23 protein-coding genes are annotated in these 22,603 nt (G+C 48.8%); 9 read left to right on the forward strand and 14 right to left on the reverse strand.

Annotated features, from left to right (window positions below; all coding sequences use genetic code 11):
* Positions 1-238 precede the first annotated feature (238 nt).
* Complete coding sequence (gene epmB / locus BTA35_RS12715; RefSeq protein WP_078320198.1) at positions 239-1,279, reverse strand: EF-P beta-lysylation protein EpmB; 1,041 nt, start codon at positions 1,277-1,279, stop codon at positions 239-241.
* Between the two features lie 74 nt (positions 1,280-1,353).
* Between epmB and efp the strand changes: the two genes are divergently transcribed.
* Positions 1,354-1,920, forward strand: a complete 567-nt coding sequence (gene efp / locus BTA35_RS12720) for an elongation factor P (RefSeq protein ID WP_078320199.1) — start codon at positions 1,354-1,356, stop codon at positions 1,918-1,920.
* A gap of 82 nt (positions 1,921-2,002) precedes the next feature.
* On the forward strand, positions 2,003-2,983 hold the full coding sequence (gene epmA / locus BTA35_RS12725) for an elongation factor P--(R)-beta-lysine ligase (protein ID WP_078320200.1): 981 nt from the start codon (positions 2,003-2,005) through the stop codon (positions 2,981-2,983).
* Between the two features lie 85 nt (positions 2,984-3,068).
* On the opposite strand, the gene asd is transcribed toward epmA, so the two are convergent.
* Together asd and BTA35_RS12735 are read right to left on the reverse strand one after the other, a co-directional pair.
* Positions 3,069-3,983 (reverse strand): archaetidylserine decarboxylase, encoded by a 915-nt coding sequence (asd, locus tag BTA35_RS12730; protein ID WP_078320201.1) that lies wholly within the window; start codon positions 3,981-3,983, stop codon positions 3,069-3,071.
* Between the two features lie 9 nt (positions 3,984-3,992).
* Complete coding sequence (locus BTA35_RS12735; RefSeq protein WP_078320202.1) at positions 3,993-4,823, reverse strand: sulfurtransferase; 831 nt, start codon at positions 4,821-4,823, stop codon at positions 3,993-3,995.
* 291 nt (positions 4,824-5,114) lie between these two features.
* On the opposite strand from BTA35_RS12735, the gene motA reads away from it, so the two are divergent.
* The gene (motA, locus tag BTA35_RS12740; RefSeq protein WP_078320203.1) at positions 5,115-5,966 is read left to right on the forward strand and encodes a flagellar motor stator protein MotA; all 852 of its coding nucleotides are present in this window, start codon (positions 5,115-5,117) and stop codon (positions 5,964-5,966) included.
* A gap of 11 nt (positions 5,967-5,977) precedes the next feature.
* Positions 5,978-7,153 (forward strand): flagellar motor protein MotB, encoded by a 1,176-nt coding sequence (gene motB, locus BTA35_RS12745; protein WP_078320204.1) that lies wholly within the window; start codon positions 5,978-5,980, stop codon positions 7,151-7,153.
* A gap of 138 nt (positions 7,154-7,291) precedes the next feature.
* Here the strand turns inward: motB and BTA35_RS12750 are convergent, their stop codons facing one another.
* Both BTA35_RS12750 and rsgA read right to left on the reverse strand, forming a co-directional pair.
* The gene (locus tag BTA35_RS12750; RefSeq protein ID WP_078320205.1) at positions 7,292-8,218 is read right to left on the reverse strand and encodes an NAD-dependent protein deacetylase; all 927 of its coding nucleotides are present in this window, start codon (positions 8,216-8,218) and stop codon (positions 7,292-7,294) included.
* Positions 8,139-9,179: a small ribosomal subunit biogenesis GTPase RsgA gene (gene rsgA / locus BTA35_RS12755; RefSeq protein ID WP_078320206.1), complete on the reverse strand. Its 1,041-nt coding sequence runs from the start codon at positions 9,177-9,179 to the stop codon at positions 8,139-8,141. Before rsgA ends, BTA35_RS12750 begins: the two co-directional genes overlap by 80 nt.
* A gap of 325 nt (positions 9,180-9,504) precedes the next feature.
* Here rsgA and orn point away from each other — a divergent pair, with 325 nt between their 5' ends.
* On the forward strand, positions 9,505-10,062 hold the full coding sequence (orn, locus tag BTA35_RS12760) for an oligoribonuclease (RefSeq protein WP_078320207.1): 558 nt from the start codon (positions 9,505-9,507) through the stop codon (positions 10,060-10,062).
* 319 nt (positions 10,063-10,381) lie between these two features.
* On the opposite strand, the gene BTA35_RS12765 is transcribed toward orn, so the two are convergent.
* The 5 genes from BTA35_RS12765 to BTA35_RS12785 form a co-directional block, all read right to left on the reverse strand.
* Positions 10,382-10,729, reverse strand: a complete 348-nt coding sequence (locus tag BTA35_RS12765) for a EutQ-related cupin domain-containing protein (RefSeq protein ID WP_078320208.1) — start codon at positions 10,727-10,729, stop codon at positions 10,382-10,384.
* Between the two features lie 72 nt (positions 10,730-10,801).
* Positions 10,802-12,091, reverse strand: coding sequence for a TRAP transporter large permease (locus BTA35_RS12770; RefSeq protein ID WP_078320209.1), 1,290 nt, complete (start codon positions 12,089-12,091; stop codon positions 10,802-10,804).
* Positions 12,092-12,093: 2 nt separating this feature from the next.
* Positions 12,094-12,603 (reverse strand): TRAP transporter small permease, encoded by a 510-nt coding sequence (locus BTA35_RS12775; RefSeq protein WP_078320210.1) that lies wholly within the window; start codon positions 12,601-12,603, stop codon positions 12,094-12,096.
* Between the two features lie 78 nt (positions 12,604-12,681).
* Positions 12,682-13,692, reverse strand: coding sequence for a TRAP transporter substrate-binding protein DctP (gene dctP, locus BTA35_RS12780; RefSeq protein WP_078320211.1), 1,011 nt, complete (start codon positions 13,690-13,692; stop codon positions 12,682-12,684).
* A 97-nt stretch (positions 13,693-13,789) separates the two neighbouring features.
* Positions 13,790-15,097: an NAD(P)/FAD-dependent oxidoreductase gene (locus tag BTA35_RS12785; RefSeq protein ID WP_078320212.1), complete on the reverse strand. Its 1,308-nt coding sequence runs from the start codon at positions 15,095-15,097 to the stop codon at positions 13,790-13,792.
* Between the two features lie 157 nt (positions 15,098-15,254).
* On the opposite strand from BTA35_RS12785, the gene BTA35_RS12790 reads away from it, so the two are divergent.
* Together BTA35_RS12790 and trhO are read left to right on the forward strand one after the other, a co-directional pair.
* Positions 15,255-16,235, forward strand: a complete 981-nt coding sequence (locus BTA35_RS12790; RefSeq protein WP_078320213.1) for a LysR family transcriptional regulator — start codon at positions 15,255-15,257, stop codon at positions 16,233-16,235.
* Between the two features lie 241 nt (positions 16,236-16,476).
* Complete coding sequence (gene trhO / locus BTA35_RS12795) at positions 16,477-17,457, forward strand: oxygen-dependent tRNA uridine(34) hydroxylase TrhO (protein WP_078320214.1); 981 nt, start codon at positions 16,477-16,479, stop codon at positions 17,455-17,457.
* Positions 17,458-17,549: 92 nt separating this feature from the next.
* Here the strand turns inward: trhO and BTA35_RS12800 are convergent, their stop codons facing one another.
* The 4 genes from BTA35_RS12800 to queG form a co-directional block, all read right to left on the reverse strand.
* On the reverse strand, positions 17,550-17,834 hold the full coding sequence (locus BTA35_RS12800) for a type II toxin-antitoxin system RelE family toxin (RefSeq protein WP_078320215.1): 285 nt from the start codon (positions 17,832-17,834) through the stop codon (positions 17,550-17,552).
* Positions 17,824-18,078 carry a type II toxin-antitoxin system Phd/YefM family antitoxin gene (locus BTA35_RS12805; RefSeq protein ID WP_078320216.1) on the reverse strand — a complete coding sequence of 85 codons (255 nt, stop codon included), beginning with the start codon at positions 18,076-18,078 and terminating at the stop codon, positions 17,824-17,826. The genes BTA35_RS12800 and BTA35_RS12805 overlap by 11 nt, the downstream gene beginning before the upstream one ends.
* A 152-nt stretch (positions 18,079-18,230) precedes the next feature.
* The gene (locus BTA35_RS12810; RefSeq protein ID WP_078320217.1) at positions 18,231-18,866 is read right to left on the reverse strand and encodes a DNA-3-methyladenine glycosylase I; all 636 of its coding nucleotides are present in this window, start codon (positions 18,864-18,866) and stop codon (positions 18,231-18,233) included.
* Positions 18,867-19,189: 323 nt separating this feature from the next.
* The gene (gene queG / locus BTA35_RS12815; RefSeq protein ID WP_103989740.1) at positions 19,190-20,302 is read right to left on the reverse strand and encodes a tRNA epoxyqueuosine(34) reductase QueG; all 1,113 of its coding nucleotides are present in this window, start codon (positions 20,300-20,302) and stop codon (positions 19,190-19,192) included.
* 284 nt (positions 20,303-20,586) lie between these two features.
* Between queG and BTA35_RS12820 the strand changes: the two genes are divergently transcribed.
* On the forward strand, positions 20,587-22,107 hold the full coding sequence (locus BTA35_RS12820) for an NAD(P)H-hydrate dehydratase (protein WP_078320218.1): 1,521 nt from the start codon (positions 20,587-20,589) through the stop codon (positions 22,105-22,107).
* Positions 22,097-22,570 (forward strand): tRNA (adenosine(37)-N6)-threonylcarbamoyltransferase complex ATPase subunit type 1 TsaE, encoded by a 474-nt coding sequence (tsaE, locus tag BTA35_RS12825; RefSeq protein WP_202931258.1) that lies wholly within the window; start codon positions 22,097-22,099, stop codon positions 22,568-22,570. The genes BTA35_RS12820 and tsaE overlap by 11 nt, the downstream gene beginning before the upstream one ends.
* Positions 22,571-22,603 lie beyond the last annotated feature (33 nt).

The following is a 22,603-nucleotide window of genomic DNA, read 5'->3' on the forward strand; positions in this document are numbered from 1 at the left end:
GGGGTCTCCCCATGTGAGAGTAGGACATCGTCAAGCGCCTTATACTGGCTGACTGTGTAAATAGTACACAGACAGCCCAAAAGAACCCCGCTTCATTGAAGCGGGGTTTTTTTATGCCCGGGATTTAGGTCTTGGCATGGGCCGGATATGTCTGGATAAGGGTTGTATGGAGGAGTAAAGAAAGAGTGGGTAAGTAAGGTGGCGGGGCAATGACGCCCCGTGGTAACGGGTGCTGAGCTCAGAACAGCAATGTTTTGGATGCTTTCCCGGGCTCTTCCCGGGTTAGCTTAGGAACGAGAAATCCGGGCAACTCGCTCTGGAGTTCGCGCCAAAGCTTTATAAGCTGATGATCCGGCACGTCAAAGTGACTGGCTCCCTGTACAGGGTCAAACGCATGCAGATAGTAGGGCAAAATACCGGCATCAAAGAGCGACTCGCTCAGGTCAGTGAGAGCCCGGACACTGTCATTGACCCCTTTAAGAATGACGGATTGATTAAGGACACTCATCCGGTTATCCGTGAGTTTTCTGACCGCTGACACCACCTGGTGGTCAATTTCATTACTGTGATTGATATGCAGAACCCAGATGACTTTCAGTCGGCTCTGGCTGAGCAGGCTGACAAGCTGGTCCGTGATACGCTGAGGAATAACGACGGGTAGCCTGGTATGAATTCTGAGTCGTTTAATGTGAGGAACAGCTGATAGCTGCTCTACCAGCTTTTGTAAGCGTCGGTCCGGCGTCGCCAGAGGGTCGCCTCCACTGAGGATTACTTCGTTCACATCCTTTTGATCCAGCAGATACCGGACAACCTGGTCAATGCGTTCATTCGACAGTCCATTATCCTGATAGGGGAAGTGTCGGCGGAAGCAGTAACGGCAATTGATGGCGCAAGCCCCTGACCCTATCAGCAGTACCCGGCTTTTATATTTATGAATAAGGCCCGGAATTGGGTTGCTAACCTTCTCTTCCAGAGGGTCTGTTATGTAGCCAGAAACCTGAAGGGACTCCTGCTGCAGAGGAAGTATTTGGCGTAATAGGGGGTCATCGGGGTTCCCTTTTTCAATACGATCAAGGTAAGGCTTAGGTGCACGGAGTTCAAATAACTGATGACCGTTCTCGGCACCGGGTAAATATGTTTTAGGCAGCTCCAGGTATGAGATCAGCTCGGCCACAGGAATGAGGCTCTCTTTCATAAGAGTCTGCCAATCGCTTTCCGCGGGCTTTTCATGTGTTTTCTTGGCAGGAAACTGCACAGAGGATTCAGAAACAGGTATCATTGGCAACCAGATTTTGTTGATCAGGAAAGGTCGTCTGCCTTTCCGACTAAATTAAGAGATATTGGTGATATTTTATGGCGAACTATTCTACCAACGAATTCAAGTCGGGTCTTAAGGTAATGCTTGAGGGCGACCCCTGCTCCATCCTGGAGAATGAATATGTTAAACCAGGTAAAGGGCAAGCCTTTAACCGTGTGAAGCTGCGTAACCTGAATACTGGTCGCGTATGGGAGCGTACCTTTAAATCAGGGGAAAGCCTGGAAGGTGCGGATGTTATGGAGTACGACATGGAGTACCTCTACACCGATGGTGAGTTTTGGTATTTCATGGCGACTGATGGTTCTTTTGACCAACACCCGGCGGATGAAAAAGCGGTTGGTGAAACGGTTAAATGGTTGAAAGAGCAAGAAAAGTATACAGTAACTCTGTTTAATGGCGCTCCGATCTCAGTAACGCCACCAAACTTTATTGTTCTTGAGGTGACGGAGACTGACCCAGGCCTGAAGGGAGATACGGCTCAGGGTGGCTCTAAACCGGCTACTTTGGTAACCGGAGCGGTTGTCCGTGTCCCGCTTTTTGTTAACATCGGCGATAACCTTAAGATTGATACCCGTACCGGTGATTATGTTAGTCGTGCGTAACGGCTAAGTCGCTTGGCGAGTAAAAGTAAAGAACCGGCTATGGCCGGTTTTTTTGTTTCTGTTATGGGAAACGGGAGACGTTATGTCTATTGATGCTAGCCTCTGGCAGCCTTCAGCAAAGATCAGAAATTTACGCCTGCGGGCTGAGGTTTTAAAGCAGGTTCGGGACTTTTTTGCAGAGTGTAATGTGTTGGAGGTTCAGACGCCGGTACTTGGCCGTGCTGGAAGCACAGATGCTTATCTGAGCTCTATGCAGAGTCGCTGCTCAGGTGGTGGCTTAAGTGAGCCGTTGGATCTTTATCTGCAAACATCCCCTGAGTTCCATATGAAGCGATTATTGGCTGCCGGCAGTGGTGCTATCTGGCAGTTGGCGACCAGCTTCCGTAACGGTGAAGTCAGTGAACGACATAATCCTGAGTTTGCCATGCTGGAGTGGTATCAGCCGGGCTATGATCTGAATGATCTGATGGCGGAGGTCCAGGCGCTGATTTCAGAAGTACTTGAGGTCGACCGCTTTAGCTGCCAAAGCTATCGGTCACTGTTTCGTCAACATCTTGAGGTTGATCCGTTTACCTCTGAGCTGTCTCAATTACAGCGGTTGTCCCATGATAAAACAGGGATCACTGCGGAAGAGCTGGATCGGGATGCTTGCTGTGATCTTTTAATGAGCAGTTGTATTGAGCCTTTGCTGGGACGTGATGAAATAACCTTTGTTATCGATTACCCTGCCTCTCAGGCAGCACTTGCCAAGGTGAAAACCGATGATGAAGGTGATCAGGTGGCGGCCAGATTTGAGTGCTATTACCGGGGTATCGAGTTGGCTAATGGTTATCATGAGCTGACGGATGCTGCAGAACAGGCTCAGCGTTTTGCAGAAGATAACAGGCAGCGCAAGGTACTGGGTTTGCCTGAAGTAACAGTGGATCAGTATCTGGTTGCTGCTCTGGATTCGGGAATACCGGAGTGTGCCGGTGTAGCACTTGGCTTTGACCGGTTGCTTATGCTGAAAGCAGGTGCTGATCGCCTGTCAGATGTGATTAGCTTTAGTATTGATCGGGCTTAGGCCTCAGTTTTGAGCTGCTATTCGGGCATAAAAAAGCGTAGCCAGCAGAGCTACGCTTTTTATTTTAGGCTTGTAAAGCTAAAGACTACTCTGTTTCAGAGGTTCTTGCTTCAGGGGATGGGCTTTCAGGTTTATCTGACTCTGTCAGAAACTGGCCGAAGTACTCGCCCATAAGGGTTGGTGAGCCGGCCTGAAACTGATCCAGAAACTCGACCATTTCCGGGCCATAGAGCATGACAATGGTTGAGCCCAGTTTAAAGCGACCCAGCTCAGCACCTTTCTCCAGGGTGATTGCCTGGGGCTTGTCCGTATAATGAGTGACGGCTACATCGCGATTCAGAGGCGTTACCTGACCGCTCCAGACGGTTTCAATACTGGCAACGATCATGGCCCCAACCAGTACCATCGCCATTGGGCCATACTCGGTATCAAAAATTGCAACAACACGTTCATTACGGGCAAACAACCCATCAACATTTTCAGTTGTTGCAGGGTTAACCGAAAAAAGACGCCCCGGAACATGGACCATCTGGCGCAGCGTGCCTGTTACCGGCATGTGAATGCGGTGATAATCTTTTGGTGACAGGTAGATCGTTGCAAACTGTCCGCCCATGAAAGGTGCGGCACGCTCTACATCTCCACCGAGCAGTTCCAGTACGGAATAGCTGTGTCCCTTCGCCTGAAAAATACGGCCATAATCAATGTCTCCCAGCTGACTTACCGTGCCGTCAACGGGGCAGGCCATGCTGTTCTCCAGAGCAACAAGTGGGCGGACGCCTGTTTTCAGCGGGCGCGTAAAAAATTCATTAAAGCTCCCGTAAGCTTTTGGATTTGGCTGTTCAGCCTCTTCCATATCCACCTTAAATGTTTTTATAAACTGGCGGATCAGGATATTCTTCAGCCAGCCGATACGGCTCTGGGCCAGAAACCCTACCAGCCGGGAGATAAGGTGGTGAGGAAGTGGGTACTGAATTGCTGCAAACAACGTCTTTTTATTCACGTATGAGCCTTAGGTTTCAATCGGTGTATCGGAGCGGTTGCCCCATTCATTCCAGGAACCGTCATAAGCGCGAACCTGCTTAAAGCCCAGTATTTTACCTAATAACCAGGTAAAACCCGAGCGGTGATGAGATTGGCAGTAGGTGGCAATTTCCTGATCTATGGTGAGCCCCTTAGTTTGCAGCTCTGTGATGATCTCAGCCATATCGCGAATGCGGAGTTCGTTCTCCTTATCCATCGCTTCTGTCCACTCATAGTGAACCGCCGTTGGAATATGCCCTGCCCGCTCTGCTTTAGATGATGTTCCCTCATACTCACCGCGGGAACGGGAGTCCCAAACTGCAAAATTTTCGGTACCGATTTTAGATTTCAGTTCATCCAGCTCTATACGTTCATGCAGATTGATATGCTCTGCCTGATAGTGACTGGCTTGCGGTAAAGTTTGCTCTTGTTCCTGGGCTTTGTCATCAGCACGCCAGGCAAGGATGCCACCATTAAGATAGGAGTAACGGGCGTGACCTATAACATCAAGAGTCCAGAGTAAGCGTCCTGCCCAGCCACCACCTTCATCATCATAGGCGACAACATGTGTATCCCGGCTCAGTCCCAGCTCAGAGAAAAGAAGACTGAGTTGTTCCTGCGTTGGTAATTTGTTCGGGACAGGACTATGACCATTGAAAAGGCGTCGATAGTCCAGAAAAACTGCACCGGGGATATGTCCATTATCATAGCTCTCACGGGAGCAGGACACATCAATAACCAGCAGGTTTGTATTACCTAAATTTGCCTCCAGCTGATCGGAGTCAATCAGAAGGCTTAACAGGTTGTCTTCAGAGCTCATTTTCTTCTCTCATTAGAACGTAGTATTAGTGAATTGATACCATTGTGCTTACAAAAAATAAAGTTTCATGAATAATGTTACTTTCTTCGATAGCTTAGAGGGTGCACAATGAAGCAGGGGTATTCAAGGGTTGGCTACCACTTTTAAAAGTGTTTTACAGAGAGTCAAACCCTGTTGCGTTTATTACCTGACCAGACTATTAAAGATATTGTTCTTTTGGACGATAATTGTTCTTCCGGGTGAGAGTGTAAAGCAGATTGCAGCTGTCTTGACAGAGTTAAGGATCCTGACATGTTATTGATTATTGGTACATTAATTGTTCTGGCCAGTGTAGGTGGTGGTTATGTGCTGTCTCATGGTTACCTGCCGATGCTCTGGCAGCCGTATGAGATGATTATTATTTGTGGTGCGGCCTTCGGTGCTTTTGTGATAGCCAACAGCAAGCATACTATCGTCGAAGTGATGAAGAGTGTGCCTAAGCTCATTATGGGTTCCGGTTTTAACCGGGATTTTTATATGGATCTTCTGAGCTTAATGCATGACCTTTTTGCCAAGATTCGCAAAGAGGGCATTATCGCAATTGAAGAGGATATTGAAGACCCTGACAGTAGTGCGGTCTTTAATGGTTATCCCGCAATTATAAAGCATAAAGAATTGGTTGAGTTTGTTTGTGATTATGTACGCCTTATCAGTTCCGGCAATATGCAGCCCCATGAACTGGAAAGTTTAATGGATGCAGAGATCGAAACTCTGCAACATGAAATGTCTGAGCCTGCACATGCAGTAACAAGTGTTGGTGATGCCTTGCCTGGCTTTGGTATTGTGGCGGCGGTTTTAGGTATCACAATTACGATGAAGGACATTGCTGCCCCGCCTGAGGTTCTTGGCTTACACATCGCCGCAGCTCTGGTGGGTACCTTTCTTGGTATTTTGCTTTCTTATGGCTTCGTTAGCCCTATGGCTGCTGCTATGAACAATGAAGTTCATGAAAAGATCAAAGCATTCGAATGTGTAAAGGCTTGCCTGATCGCGAATATGACCGGTCTGGCACCTCAGATGTCTATCGAATTTGGTCGTAAGATGTTGTTCTCCAGTGTTCGTCCCAGCTTTAATGAGCTGGAAGAACATGTACGTTCCCGCTAACGGAGTCCGGCATGGAAGAACAAAATAATATTGTTATTAAGCGTGTTAAGAAAGTTGCTGCCGGCCACCATGGTGGCTCCTGGAAGATTGCCATGGCGGATTTTGCCATTGCGATGATGGCTTTCTTTCTTCTGATGTGGTTATTGGCAAATACGACTGAAGACCAGAAAATTGAATTGGAGCAGTTTTTCTCTGATCCTGTGGGTTATATGGATAAGGTTGGGCGGTTGAATCCCATCGACCTGGGTGGCTCACCTTCAATTATTAAGCAGATTAACACCAGTGCCGATCAGGACCAGATCGAGCAGGCGCAGATGCTGAATAAGGATGACCCGGAACAGCTTGCTGCGAGTATCGAGACCAATACTGAGGTGATGGATTCTCTGCAAAGTGTGTTGATTAAAACAGTCAGTGAAAGTGAGACACTGCAGAAGTTTAAAGATCAGCTTTCTATTGATATACGCCCGGATGGTCTGCATATCCAGATTGTGGATAATAAGCTGCGACCGATGTTTGACCCTGGTAGCGACAAGATCAAAAACTATTTTGCTGAGATTCTGTTGCAGCTGGCACCTGTGATTTCTCAGGTAAACAATAAGATCAGTGTCAGTGGGCACACGGATGCGGCTGCTTTTGGTGATACTGATTACTACAGTAACTGGGAGCTTTCCTCTGAGCGAGCCAACGCCGCCCGTCGTATGCTCATTGAAGGTGGACTGCCTCAGAATAATGTCGCCCAGGTGGTAGGTTGCGCCAGTTCACAGCTCTATAAGCCGGATGATCCTTTAGATCCGATAAACCGGCGTATTGAGATTGTTGTAATGAATAAGCCTGTAGAACGTGAGCTGAGCCCGGATACTATCCCGGAAGGTAATGGAGTAGAGGCTGGCGGTGAAAGTGAGCTGGATGAGGCAGAGCGCTTGTTAAACGAATCGCCCTTTGAAGAGAGCCCGCGCTATAACCCACTGGATACAAATACCGTTATCCGTCCTAACCGGGCAGAAAGTAGTTATGGTACGGAACGGCTTGGGCCTGGTGGAGAACCTCTAGAACAAGCGAGACCGAGCGCATCATCTCAACCTGAGGCAACGCCTGAGCAGATTGCCCCCGAAGAGGTTCTTAATTCTCTGAATGGTCTGCTATCTCAGCCTGACTCCCCTTACATTCCTCCTCCGGAAGTGGAGTAGTCACTAAGGCGGCAGGGACTTGCATATGGGCTAAAAGTGGTCCGTCAAGTCTCTGCCTGCTTTGAAATAAACACCATCAATAGTTGATACCCTGTATTGATAGCATATCAGTCTGGGCTTTTTGGACTCAGAAATGGCTTATAACGACAGGCTGAGCTGCCGCGTCAGGCCTTTTAATGTTGGGCCAATAGCCGCATCTACTTTTAACTGAAGAATATCATCAGCCCGGGTTTTCCCCAGCGTCAGAGCTGCCATAGGTTTATTGCGTTCTTCGGCATAGCGGCAGAAGCGAAAGCCGGAAAACACCATTAATGATGATCCTATGATCAGTAGTCCATCGGCCCGATTCAGTGTCTCTGAAACCTGATTTACCCGCTCTCTGGGTACATTATCGCCAAAGAATACGACATCGGGTTTAAGAATGCCGGAGCATTGCGGGCAGGCGGGAACTTTAAAACCAGAGAAATCCACTTCAAGGTCGGCATCGCCATCCGGTGCCGTATCGGCGGAGTAACCGGTAAATTCAGGATTGAGCTGGGCGCTCTGGCTATGAATCTGGTCTCTTTTAGCTCTGTAATTACAGTCCATACAGATGACTTCATCGGAGCGCCCGTGAAGGTCTATCACATTCTGACTTCCTGCCTGCTGGTGCAACCGGTCAACATTTTGTGTGACCAGGAGCTCAACATGTCCCATGGTTTCCAGCATAGCTAATGCGTTGTGTGCTGCATTTGGCTGGGCATCTCTGATAACAGGCCAGCCAATCAGGCTACGTCCCCAATATCGCTGACGAACCGACTCACTTTTCATAAAGTCGCCATGTTGCACAGGTTGTTTGCGTTTCCATTGGCCTTTCTGATCCCGGTAATCGGGAATACCGGAATCGGTGCTGATTCCGGCTCCGGTAAGAATTAACAGGCGAGGATGCTTCTGTATAAACTCAAACAATGGTTCATAAGACATGGTGTTATCCGTTTTAGCCTGATTAGAATTCGTCCAGAGATGCAATAATGCGGTGATAGCTTTCAAAGCGTTCAGGGCTGATTTTACCGGCCTCCAAAGCATCCCGGAGAGCACAACCCGGTTCCTGGCGGTGAGTGCAATCACGGAACTTACAGCCCCCCAACAGGCCATCGAACTCTCTGAAACCTTCCGCGACCTGGCGCTCATCAATGTGCCAAAGACCAAACTCACGAATTCCCGGTGAGTCGATCAGGTCGCCTCCATCCGGTAAATGGAACAGCATAGCCGTCGTTGTGGTATGCATTCCTTTGCGGGTTTGCTCTGAGAGTTCACCAACACGCAGATTGATGCCGGGTAGCAGAACATTCACCAGCGACGATTTACCCACACCGGACTGGCCAACGAAAACACTGACGCGATTATCCAGTAATTGATTCAGTACCGTCAGGCCATCTTCGTCGACAGTGGATGCTGTCAGTACCTTATAACCGATATTCTGATAACGCTCGGCCATCTCAAGTAGGCGAGGTGCATTATCAGCATTTAAAAGATCCGTTTTATTTAACAGCAGAACGGGCTCAATACCGGTACTTTCAGCGGCGACAATATAACGGTCGATCAGGTTCGCATGGGCATAAGGCTCAGGGGCAAATACAATGACGATGTAATCTATATTGGCTGCTACGGGTTTTAGCTGACCACGGGTGTCCGGTCGCATCAGAGCATTCTCTCGCTCAAGACGTGCCACAACAACGCCATCGCCATCAGGCCCTGGTCGCCAGACAACTTTATCGCCGGTCACCAGTGCATCGATATTGGCACGCATGTAGCAGCGGTGAACCTTCCCCTGATACTGCTTATCATGGTCTGCGCCGGTTGTGCCTTCAACATCAACCTGGCGGCCATAATGAGCGATGATCTGGCCTTCCTGTTCCGTACCCAGCTCTCCGGCACTCAGCTTCTCATCAATCTCCTGATCTTTACGACTGACCCGGGATGCCCGCTCTTTTTGGATTTTCTCAACACGCCATTGCTGACGGCGGTTTAATTTACGTTTACTCATGGATGTGGGTTATCACTATTTGATAAGGCGCTGCTGAATGAGATTCTGATTCTAACATAATCGACAAAAACCCCCTTATTTTTAGCCTAAGCTAAAAGCGCTACCGGAAGGATGGTACCCGGTGGCAGGTCCCAACAGTGAAGGATAAGGATTAACACTGAAAATAATGGGCGCAACATTGGGTTTGTCTGATAAATATCCTTATACTTTGCAACAACATAAACATTAACGCTAAATTGACTAATATTCTCTCTGATCGACGAGCCAGGCTCAGGTGTTGCCTGTGGTGTCGGTTGACCGTTAAGAGAAAGGAGCCCCGGGCACTATGGCACAGGCAGCAGAATCGAAAAAGAACAGCAATCTGATCTGGATTGACCTGGAGATGACAGGCCTTGAGCCAGAACGCGATACTATTATTGAGATCGCCACCGTTGTCACCGACCCTGAATTAAATATCATCGCCGAAGGCCCGACTTTTGCGATTGCCAAACCAAAGGCTGTCATGGATGAAATGGGCGAGTGGTGCACTAAACAGCATGGTTCTTCAGGGCTTACTCAGCGAGTGCTTGAAAGTACAACCAGCATGCAGGAAGCAGAGCAGAAAACGATAGAGTTTCTGCTGCAGTATGTTGAGCCTGGTAAATCCCCCATGTGTGGCAACAGCATTCAGCAAGATCGCCGTTTTCTTGTGAAAGAGATGCCGCGTCTGGAGAAGTTGTTTAACTACCGGCATCTGGATGTAAGCTCTTTAAAAGTTCTCGCGAAGAACTGGTATCCGGAGGTAGCAAAAAGTGTTCAGAAAGGCGGCTCTCATTTGGCGATGGACGATATAAAAGACTCTATCAATGAGCTTAAGCATTACCGTGAGCATATGCTGAAATAAGTTAACCGCTTACTTTGATATAAAAAAAGCGAGCCCGACACGGGACTCGCTTTGTTGCCATAGACAACCGTTTACCAACACTTTTTAAACTGTGGCGAAAGCCGTTAGGGCTATCTTAGTGGGTAAAAAATGGCATGACATGATATATCAGAAGGCTTATAAACCCTGCTCATCTGCCATTTTTCGGGCGATCTGAGAGGCAGTCCAAAGTGAGGGCTGTAATACTAGACTGCGTGAGATGGCCCGGATTTTTAGAAGAATCCAGGCCTTTGGGTCATTAGGAGGCTGAGCTGTCTTTTTCAGTCATGGTAGATGATAGCTACTGCTCTAACAGTTCTTTCCAGTTGCCCGGATATACAGCATAGAAAATCTCAGCATTGTCGCCCTGATATTCAAGCTCTGTGCCATTGGGAATCCAAAGTACGTCTCCAGCCTTACCCTCAAATACACCTTCGGGCGTTTTTAGGCGGAAGATGCCACTGACCACATACACAATTTCATCGTAAAGAACGGTCCACGCAATAGAGCACTGATCAAAACGGGCGACACCGGCAGCCATCGATCGGCTGATATCGGTGCTGACTGCGCGAGCTACCTCGCCATGGCCTGGAGGCCCACCGCGGTGGTTAAACTGAAGGCTTGCTGATTTAATGAGTTTTACAGGCATAACAACCTCGTCAGAAAAAAAGCCAGGCAGGGCCTGGCTAAATAGTAAGTAGGAGTTACTGGAAGGAAAGAGTCAGAGCACGCCGAGCAGTCTTGGTATGTAAAGGGAAAGCTCGGGGATGAACGTTACCATCAGCATTACGGGTATACCTACGAAGCCAATCAGATAGAGTGCTGGCATGATGGATTTATGAATTGAAACTTTTCCGATACGACAGGCCATGTAGAGAATAGGTGCCACTGGAGGACTGTTTGCGCCGATCACTACAGAGCAGGCCACAATAGATGCAAAGTGCACCGGATCAACACCAACTTCAATCATCAGTGGCATAAATAAAGGGGCTATCACCACGGTCACTGAAAGGTCATCCATTATGGCTCCGGCAAATATTAGAAAGACATTGACCAGTAGCAGGATCATCATCGGATTCTGAACCAGAGTCGTCATTGCTTCGGTAAGCTCCTGAGGAACTCGCTCAGCGGTCAGGATCCGGCCAATCATAAATGAGAAGAGCAGAATCAGAATAATAGTGCCTGTTGTTTCTGCTGCATTAACCACACTCTCTTTCAGGTTAGACAGAGTCAGGTCTTTATAAATAAAGAAACCGATAATAATGGCAGCGACAACGGCAACTGATGCGGCTTCTGTCGGAGTAAATATGCCGCCATAGATCCCTCCCAGGATAATGAAGGGCATAGATAGTGCCGGTAATGCTGACAGCGTGATACTTCGCGCACTACGGCCTTTACCGGTCTTAAAGTTTGCCATCTCCTCTTTGAACAGTCGGCCGGCACAGATACGGTTAAATAGAATCAGGCCGATAATGAGTAATAACCCCGGGCCAATTGTGGCAGCAAAAAGCGCGGTGATTGATTGGCGTGTTACTACGCCAAACAGTATCAGAGTAATTGAGGGTGGGATCAGAATTCCCAGCAGTGAAGACATACCTAAAAGTGCACTGGAGTAGCCGCGGGGGTAACCACGCTTTGCCAGCGGGCCGATCATAATGGTGCCAATGGAGGCTACAGCTGCTGTAGCTGTGCCTGAAATGGCACCAAAAACACCTGAGGCCAGAACCATAGATGCGCCCATACCGCCTTTGCGTCCCATCACAATCAACTCGATAAAATCTACCAGCCGCCGGGCGATACCTCCACTTTTCATCAGGTAGCCGGTTAGCACGAACAGAGGGAGCGCCAGCAAAATAATATGATCCAGGGAGCGGAAACCCTGAAGAAGGAGTGTTGTGGTGCGTACATCAAACACCATAACCAGGTAACCTAAAACAGCGGCAAAAGACCAAGCGATGGGTACACCGATCGCCATCAACAGAATTAAGAGAAAAACTGCAAGAAGTGCCATGATTAATCTTCCTCTTTTTCTTTGGGATTATGGCAGGGGTTACCGGTAATCAGGTCGCGGACGACATAGAGTGTACAGCCTACTGCAGCAACGAGAATGGCGCTTTGTGACGCCAGCTGTGGCATATCCAGGCCCTCCGTATATTGAGGGAGCCGCAGTGCAAATTTGAGTAATTTCCAGCCTAAGAAAAGAAAGAATAAAGTCGTACCCAACATAATAAGAGCTATTACGCGCTGATGAATTTTCAGCAAAAGTGGTGACCGCAGTTTCTGAGGCAGAAAATCAACCACAAGATGTTCTGAACGACGGCTGGCGATCAGGGCTCCAGCCATGTAGAGCCACATGGCGGCGAGCAGAGATAGCTCATCAAGTCCTATGATTGACCATTCAAATACATAGCGACTGATAACCTGAAAAAAGACCAACCCTGCGACTGCGATACTGGCGACAATCACAATCAGGTGGAGCAGCCGGGCTGTCCAGTTATCGATTGCTTGAAAAAAGTTTTGCATATTGATACTCCAAAAAGAAGCGCCCGTTGTCGGGCGCTCATTACCATGAACCGTAAGTAGGTGGTTCAGTAGTAAGGTTTACAGTTTTGGGGCTTTTTGCTTGATCTGATCAACGATCTCTTTACCTAGTTCGGATTCCATTTTAGGCCAAACTTGCTCCCGGGCTGCTTGTGCTAACGCTTTCAGTTCTTCTTTGCTGGGCTCTATATATTGCATACCAGAATCAATCGCTTTTTGAACATAAGATTGATCCAGTTTTCGCGCTTCTTTGAATTGTTGGTTCATTACGGATTGTGCTGCATCTGCGACAATTGCTTGCTGCTGAGTCGAAAGACTGTCCCAGCTTTCCATGTTCATAGAAAGAGAACCGGTTACAAAGGTGTGTTTAGTACGCACATAGTAGTCCAGTACATCACGGAAGTACTCGTAATCCCAATAGATGATATTCCCGGCATCACCATCGACAACCCCTGTCTGGATAGAGGTATAAACTTCGCCCCAGGTGATGGCTGTTGCCTGATAACCGAGTGCCTGCATTGTTTGTGGGTTTGGAAAGTTTGATGGCACACGCACTTTCATACCTTTGGCATCTTCGATGGTTGTAGCATAACGGCCACGGGTTGCTACACCAGAGAAGCCTTCAGGCCAGGCACCAAAATATTTGAGGCCAAGGTTTCCATGAATGTCAGAATAGATGGTATTTAGCCAGCCGCCTGGTTTATATGCGTCATAGGCTTGCTCCCAGGAGAGGAAAAGATAAGGAGTATTACGCAATCCCATTTTTTTATCATATGAAGTCAGAGGCCAGTTCAGCATCAGGTCAACTTCACCAACGACCAGAAGGTCAAAGACTTCTTTTTGATCTCCTAACTCATCCTGATAAAAGATATCGACCTCAATCTCATCACCAATAAAGGCCGATTTTTCCTCTATCGCCTTAGCCCAGCTTTCGATAGCAGCCCCCGCAGGTGAGCCTTTGGCGCCAGAGTCGGTTGCAATTCTCAATTCTGTTGCTGCTATTGTGCTGGCGGAAGCGGCAATCAAAGCTGTAGTCAGCAGAGTCTGTTTACAGAAACGGGAAAAAGTCATGGGAGTTCCTCAATTGTTGTTATATAGGTTGTTAGTTTTTATGAATAAAAAGCCTGGCTGGGTAATGCACGCGTGAGCCCGCCAGGGATCGAACAGGTTAGAATTCAGAGCGGCTGATAAAGCGCTCAAACTCCAGGCGTAACGGCACACCAATTCTCAGCAGTGGTTTTGGTGGCAGCCAGGATGGTCGTCCGGAAACGGCTTCCATCATTTTCAGCTCTTCTGACAGATGACTGGCGACCTTGTCAGCAAGCATCATTCCTGAGATGGTCCCCCGGGCTGCCCCAACACTTTGATCACAGTTGGAGGAAAAAATACCCGGCTCCAGTTCGCCAAAATAAGTTTCAAAGTTACGGGACAGTGCACTGGCACCACCCCATGTATATTCAAACTCTACGCCCTTAAGGTCGGGGTACCGGGCTGAAAAACTTTTCCGGTGACGCTCTTTTACCACTGGAATCATCGCGTCCGGGGTGTTGTAGTCATGGGCATAACGATATGAATTCCGGACGATCAAACGACGATCCTGAGTCATTCTTAGGGTTGTGCCACCATGGTCAGCAGGTGTGATGCCCCAATCCAGCTGACCGCCAAAGTGCTTCATTTCGGCCTCATTCAGAGGCCGGGTCATACTGGCAAAGGTCATAATCGGTAGGATACGATCTTTCAGGTAACCAAACTCTGAGGTGAAAATATTGGTCGCAAGAATAATGTTCTGGCAGTAAATATTGGCATTGCCGGCCCGAACAACAAAACCTTCACTGTCTCGGACCAGAGACTTAACGGGTGTTTTTTCATATACGCTAACATTTTCTGGCAAGTTATCTGCTAATCCCTGCATTAAGGCTGCAGGCTGCATTAGCGTGCCTCCGGGTGTGAAAATCGCAGCATTATAATAGCTTGTGCCAAAGACATCTTGCCGTTCCTGCTCGCTCAGGCGCAGATAGTGCTCACCGGATGCTTTGAGTAGTTCTTCATAGTGGTTTAAGAAACCTTCACCTCGGGCTCCTACGGCGGCCTGATACTTACCTGCGTGGGACCACTGACACTGGATGCTGTATTGATCTATCTGTTTTTCCAGATAATTTATAGCTGTGCGGTTAAGGTGAACTAATTGCCGTTTCCTTTCTTCTGATGCAAGCTCAAGATCACGTTTATGGGGCTGGTCAATGACGAACCCCGAGTTTCTGCCGGAGGCGCCCTGGCCTATCTTCAGAGCGTCAAGAAGAACAAAGGATTTGTCCGGCAGGTTTTCCGCCAGGCGACGGGCAGCAGCCATACCAACAAAACCACCACCTACAATAGCTGTATGTACATGGATATCATTTGTCAGGCTTGGAAATTCTGAGACGCTGGGTAGCATTTCATACCATCCGCACCGCCCATCGTATTGTGGAAAGATCATAAATTCCTCTGTCACTCACTTTGCTCGTTGAAATATCACTTGTTATGAACGTGAGCATGTCATGCTTAATTGAGGATTCTTGATCTTAACTTTAGTAAAATCTATAAAATCATGTATTTTTTAGCAAATCTAATTATCAGTATAAGTTGAACTTATTATGAGATGGCGATTACCTGATACTTCTGCTTTGGAGACCTTTGTAGCTCTGGCGGAATCCGACTCAATGACAGATGTTGCTCAGCGCCTGGGTGTGACGCAATCCGCTATTTCACAGTGTTTACAACAGCTGGAGAAACACATGGGGGTTGTGCTGGTGATCCGACGTAAGAAGCCGGTACAACTGACACCTGCTGGCCGGGTTCTAAAACAAAGAGCGGATATGATCCTTGGGGAGTTACGCAGACTGAAAAGTAGTGTCAGAGAGGCTGCAAACCAAGGTGCGATCCAATGCCGCTTAGGTCTTGTGACATCCTGCTCTGAAGTTTTTGGCAGTCGTTTAATTGGCCGATTGGAGCAGTCCACAGAACATGTTTCTTTGAAAAGTGGTCTGACACCCGGCTTAGTTGAGCTTTTTATGCACCGTGAGATTGACCTGTTGATTTCAGATAACCCTATGCAGGAAGTGCCTGGGGTTGAGGTGTTTGAGTTGTTTCATGATCCTATAGTTGTTGCTATTCCAGAGCATTTTTTAGGTGGGCAAGGTATGCAAAGCCGAGATACTCTGGATCTGGCGGAGCTTTCTGAGCACTTTTCGCTGATCAAATATGGACGCAACACGAATATTGGTACTTACAGCGAGGTTGTGATGCGTCGTCTTAAGCTACTACCTCAGGTTCGCTATGAAACAGATGATAGTCATACACTGATGAACTTTGTTTGCGATGGTCTTGGTTGGGGGATGCTCAGCGCGCTTTGTGCGGCACAATGCATTCATAGGCTGGATAAAGTAAGCATCTTTGAACTCGACAAGAGCCGGCATTATCGTAGTATTTATTTGGTCGCCCGCGCTGGAGAGCTGGGCGATATACCTGAGAGAGTTGCGGAAACAATTCGACAGATTATGCAGGAAGATGTTGTTCCCAGGTTGAAGTTTAAAGCTCCCTGGATAAAAAAATCCTTTTTTGAGCTGAAACCATAAAGTTTGGTTCGGATGCCAGTTTTAGTAAACGGGCAATCTTTGACCTGATTTATCTTCAATGGGTGACGATGACGGAGGCTGGGAAGCCTGCTAACGGATTAAACTCAGGGCTTCCAGTTTTAGTGCAGATCATTACAATGGCTCCCTGTTAATATACCTGACTAAAGCCATAGGTTTTTAGTGGGTATTGCCTGATCAATATGATGCGGCGGATTTACGATTCGTTTAGCAGGAGAAATCGATGATTACTGTTTGTGCGCTCTATAAGTTTGTTCGTCTCGACCACTTTGAATCCTTGCGAGAACCTCTGCATCAGGTGATGTTGGATCATGAGGTAAAAGGCACTTTGCTGCTGGCAGCTGAGGGCATTAACGGCACGATTGCCGGTCCAGCTGAAGGTATCAAAGCGGTTCTGAACTGGCTGGCGCAACAACCTGATCTGGCCGATATTGTCACGAAAGAATCCTTCCATGAAGAGAACCCATTTAATCGTACTAAGGTGAAACTCAAAAAAGAGATCGTCACCATGGGTGTTGAAGGTATTGATCCTCGCCACGTAGTAGGTACTTACGTTAAGCCGAAAGACTGGAACGCGCTAATCTCTGATCCTGAGGTTTTACTGGTGGACACCCGTAATGACTATGAGGTTGAGATCGGGACATTTAAGGATGCGCTGAATCCGGATACTGAGACCTTCCGTGAGTTTCCGGATTATGTCAGAGAGAACCTGGATCCCGGGAAACATAAAAAGGTCGCCATGTTCTGTACCGGTGGCATCCGTTGTGAAAAATCCACGGCTTATATGAAAGAACAGGGCTTTGATGAGGTCTATCATCTGGAAGGCGGTATCCTGAAGTATCTGGAAGAGGTACCGGAAGAAGAGTCACTTTGGCAGGGTGAGTGTTATGTTTTTGACGGTCGCGTATCGGTGAATCATCAGCTGGAGAAAGGCCAGTACGATATGTGCAATGCCTGCCGTCTGCCGATTACCGAAGAAGACAAAGTGTCTGATAAATATGAGGCCGGTGTTAGCTGTCCAAAATGTTATGGCACCCATACTGAAGAGCAGCTGAAACGTTTCCGTGATCGAGAAAAGCAGATCCAGCTGGCCCGAGCCCGCGGCATTGAACATGTGGGGGGCGAAGCGAAAACCCATGCCGAGCTGAACCGGGAACTGAAGCTGAAACAAAAGCAGCAGCAAAAAGCAGCTCAGCGTCGTTAGGTATAGAGTTGAGTAGCATCATTCGCTTTTTTAAAAGGCGAATGGTGGTTCTTCATGATAGAGGTGCTAGTGGGCTGTATCTGTCTGCTTGCTCAAACACGTTTCAATGCGATGTTGTACACTTGATTTCGTTCACGCTTTCCTACGGCTACAACTGACACGACGATTTCTTCATCACGCACCTGGTACACCAGTCGATAGCCTGCACTTCGGAGTTTGATCTTGTAGCAGTCTTTCATGCCATTCAGGCGGGCAGCTTCAATCCTGGGTTCTTTCAATCTATCAATAAGTTTTTTCTTAAACTGCAGGCGTATTGTTGCGTCTAATTTTCTCCACTCTTTTTCTGCGTCACGTTTAAAGACAAGCTTATAGGTCATCAATGCTGATCTCTATTTCTTCCTGACACTCACGATCTTGTACGATTTGAGCAAGCTCCATATCTTCTAATTTATCCATCAGAGCTTCGTATGCTTCTGCTGGGATACAGTAGAATGCTGGTTGGTTACGATTTAGCACTGCAACCGGAAAGCCGTCAGCTTCGTTAACGACAGCCATAGGATTCTTTTTTAATTCAGAAATACTGGTCGTGTTGTCGGCCAGTATTGGGCGAATGGTGTTCATGGATTGAGCCCCTTAGATGCCTTAAAACTAATTTTTATCTTAGGTCATTCGCTTTAATTTAGCTATCAATATGACCTTTTAAGAGTGCTGTAATTAGGTTTTATGGTGAAGCGTAGCAGTTTGAGTCGATATAGGTGGTTCTGACTCATAGTTTATGATGGTTTTTTTAGTTTGGCGCGCGCCGCAAGTACCGCTTCCCGTTTAAAACAACCCTCTAAGTGATCATTTACTAAGCCCATAGCCTGCATAAAAGCGTAACAGGTCGTCGGGCCGACAAATTTCCAGCCACGTTTTTTCAGATCTTTACTCATCTGTTTGGAGAGATCCGTCTGAGCTATCTGGCTTAGTGTGCTGTAGTCCAGTTGATCCGGGCGCTGTTCAGGGCCAGGTTCGAAGTGCCAGAAATAAGCCGCCAGTGATCCCCATTCCTTTTGCAGCTCGATTGCCCGTTTGGCGTTATTAATTGTTGCCTCAATTTTACCGCGATGGCGAATAATCCCTGCATCCAACAGTAAGTTATCCACATCCAGCTCCGTGAATTGAGCGACTTTATGGAAATCAAAGCCTGCAAACGCGGCCCGGAAATTCTCCCGTTTACGCAGAATCGTAATCCAGCTTAAACCGGCCTGAAAACCCTCCAGGCAGATCTTCTCAAACAGGCGGATATCATCTGTGACCGGAAAGCCCCATTCGGTGTCGTGGTAGTTGCGGTAGAGTTCATCATCTTCGCCGCACCACCAGCAGCGCTTCACGCCTTGGGTATCCGTTATGAGCCCTGTGTTTGCCATCTTGAATTCTCTGTATGGATTAATCAGACAAGAGAATGCATCGGAATGGATGAGTTATCCAGCGAAACAGAGCCTTTTACCACTTAGCAGGCCTGAGTATGAGAAAAATCATGTGCACCTCTTGCTCTCTTCTTTCTTCTGATATGAGTAGAAGAGGAAGAGAGAAGAGACAACATGGACTCAGGCTTTTTTGAGGCGCACAGATGCTCTCCAGCAGGCTTTTAGCGTCGGATACAGGCTTTCTTAGGTCTCTATCGCAGGAGTCGTGCCAGCGATTACTGAGCGGAGGGCGCTGATTAAAAATACGGAACAGAAGCTGATGGTTATTCCACTGTGTGTTGACGCAAGGCCCACGTCACATGCTCACAGACCATCTCGGAGGGGGCATTTTCCCGATGCTTCAACGCCGCGATCACCGCGGGGGTTGTCGGAGCGTTGCCCAGGGCAACGGCGATGTTTCTCAGCCAGCGCTCGTAGCCGGCGCGGCGGATAGGCGTGCCTTCGGTTTTACTGAGGAAGGTGCTTTCATCCCACAAAAAGAGATCCACTAAATCTGCGCTGTCGAGACTGTGTCTGGGTGTGAAGTCGGATTCCTGAGTGGGTTTGGTAAAGCGGTTCCAGGGGCAGACCAACTGGCAGTCATCGCAACCGAAAATACGGTTGCCAATACCGGGGCGGAGCGCTTCAGGGATGGAACCTTTCAGCTCGATGGTCAGATAGGAGATGCAGCGGCGACCATCGACAATTTTGTCGCCGACAATGGCCTGGGTGGGGCAGGCAACCTGACAGGCGTTGCAGGAGCCGCAGTGATCCTTTGGGTAGGCGGGGTCTTTAGGCAGATCCAGTTCGACCATGACCTCCCCCAGAAAGAAGAAGGACCCGGCTTTGGGGTGAATCACCATGGTATTTTTACCAACCCAACCAAGGCCCGAGCGCATTGCCAGCGCCCGCTCCAGAACCGGAGCGCTGTCGACAAAAGCCCGGTAGCCGTAGGCACCGATTTCCGCTTCGATCTTTTTCGCCAGTTGAGTCAGACGCTTGCGAATAAGCTTGTGGTAATCACGCCCCAGGGCGTAGCGGGAGATATAGGCTTTCTCTCCCTGGCTCAGCAATCGTGTGGTTTCCACATCGGCGGGCAGATAATCCATACGGGCGGTGATCACGGTGCGGGTGCCCTCCACCAGCTCCTCCGGTCGACTGCGCTTGGTGCCGTGGCTCGCCATATAGTCCATCTCACCGTGATAACCAGCGTCCAGCCAGTCCTGCAGATGTTGCTCATGCTCACCCAGATCCGGATCGGCAAAGCCAATCTGCTGAAAGCCGAGTTCACGACCCCAGACCTTAATCTGCTCTCTGAGTTGCTGGCGCACTGGAGATGGTAGCGCACTGTTTGTGGGCAATAATTTAAGATCGGATTGAGAGATTGGATCGGACATGAGGGAACCGTTTGGTGCTATCTGCAGTGTGAGGCCTTGTAAGCTTCCCCTGAGAAAAATATCTTAATATGAACCGGGAAACGACTATGGCAGAGATTGCGCTCAGGCTATAATTTAATCATTATTCAGGGCGTCTTTTTCGGCGCTAAGCTTAACGTATCCCCCCGGCAAAACAAGCCGGCACTCTGATATCGAAGAAACCGGAATTCTGACATCGCAGAAATAAACCAGATGTTGGCGCTAATATCTGAAACCACTCACCAACGTTACAGGAATATCGCTAAATGATCGTTTGGCCCTCCCATGAACGTCTTTATCGTGCAGAACAGGTTCGTGAACTGGATCGTTTAACCATTGCTGCCGGAACCACGGGATTCGATCTGATGCAGCAAGCAGGGCGAACCGCTTTTCGTCACTTGACCCGCCAGTGGCCTGATACCCGTACCATTACGGTGGTTTGTGGTGGAGGTAATAATGGTGGGGATGGCTATGTGATCGCAGCTCTCGCACAGCGCACGATGCGGGTTCAGGTGTTGGCGGTAACGGACCCGGAAACCTTATCCGGTGAAGCTGAGGAGGCCTACCAGTGGGCGCTTCAACGTGGTGTGGTGGTTACACGCTGGCAGCCTGAATCAGTGATAACCGGCCAGGTTGTTGTTGATGCACTGTTGGGTATTGGCCTGTCCGGTGAGGTTAAGGCACCTTTTGATACGGTCATTGATCAGATCAACAGCTCCGGAAAGCCGGTGCTGTCGGTGGATGTACCCTCTGGCCTGTGTGCGGATCGGGGAATCCCTCTGGGCTGTGCGGTTCAGGCAGATCTGACGGTAACCTTTATCGGCAAAAAGATCGGGCTTTGGACCGGAGAGGGGCCTGCTCTGGCGGGCATCCGTCGTTTTGAACCGCTTCTGGTTCCTGAGTTGGTGCGAGCCCAGGTCAGCGAAACAGCTGAGATGATCTCACAGGAAGATATTGCCCGATTGATCAAGCCCCGGCATCGCACGGCCCATAAAGGTGATTGCGGACGTATTCTTTTGGTGGGCGGTGACCTGGGGTTTGCCGGTGCCATTATGCTGGCATCACAGACTGCAGCCCGATCCGGGGCCGGGCTGGTCAAGGTGATGACGCGCCCGGAGCATGTTGCTGCGCTGATCAGCCGTCAGCCAGAATTGATGGTGAGCGGTTTAACGTCAATGCACCAGCTGGATGAGTGGCTTGAGTGGTGTGATGTGGTTGTGTTGGGCCCGGGGCTTGGTCAGGGGGGCTGGGGGCAGCAACTGTGGCAGAAAGTGATGTTGGCGACATGTGCCAAAATTATTGATGCAGATGCTCTGAATCTGATGGCAACTAAGCCTGCTTTTATGCAGCAACTGTCTGAAAGCGCTAAAAACTGGGTGCTGACACCTCATCCCGGCGAGGCTGCCCGACTTCTGGAGTGCTCTGTGGCTGAGGTTGAACAGGATCGTCCGGGTGCTGTGCGAAGGATTCAGCAAAAATTTGGCGGGTCTGTTCTGTTAAAGGGTGCGGGTACTCTGATCTTTGATGGCAATCTACTGTCGGTAAACAATAGTGGTAACCCAGGCATGGCAAGTGGCGGTATGGGTGATGTTCTGGCGGGGTTGATTGGTGCACTTCGGGCTCAGGGACTATCCGGTTATGATGCGGCTTGTGTGGGGACCCAGGTTCATGGGTTGGCAGCGGATCAGTTAGCGACTCAGTTTGGTGAACGGGGGCTGCTGGCTGCAGATCTGATCCGTCCAATACGGGTGTTACTGAATCCGGAGTGTACAAAAAATGAGTTCTGATATGCTTGATATTCTGCTGCCGAATGAGCAGGCACAGGTGATGTTTGGTGAAAAGCTTGGCCAGGCATGCGCCGGGAGTGGTGTTATCTTTTTGCAAGGAACTCTGGGTATGGGAAAGACCACCATGACCCGGGGGATTTTAGCGGCCTACGGCCATCAGGGAGCGGTAAAAAGCCCTACCTACACTCTGGTGGAACCTTACGAGACTGACATGGCTCAGGTTTACCATTTTGATCTTTACCGCCTTGCGGACCCCGAAGAGCTTGAATATATGGGGATTCGCGACTATTTCGATGAGCAGGCATTGTGTGTCATCGAGTGGCCGGATAAAGGAGAAGGCATACTGCCTGTACCTGATATTGAGTTGACACTGACAAAGGAGGGTGATGGCAGAGCTGGGGCACTTGAAGCCTATACGGCAAAAGGGGCTGAAATTTTGGCTCAGCTCCGTACAATGCTGTAATCATCTTTCCGATAGAGACTCTATGAAACCATC

Source organism: Oceanospirillum linum (assembly GCF_001995095.2).
GTDB lineage: Bacteria > Pseudomonadota > Gammaproteobacteria > Pseudomonadales > Halomonadaceae > Oceanospirillum > Oceanospirillum linum.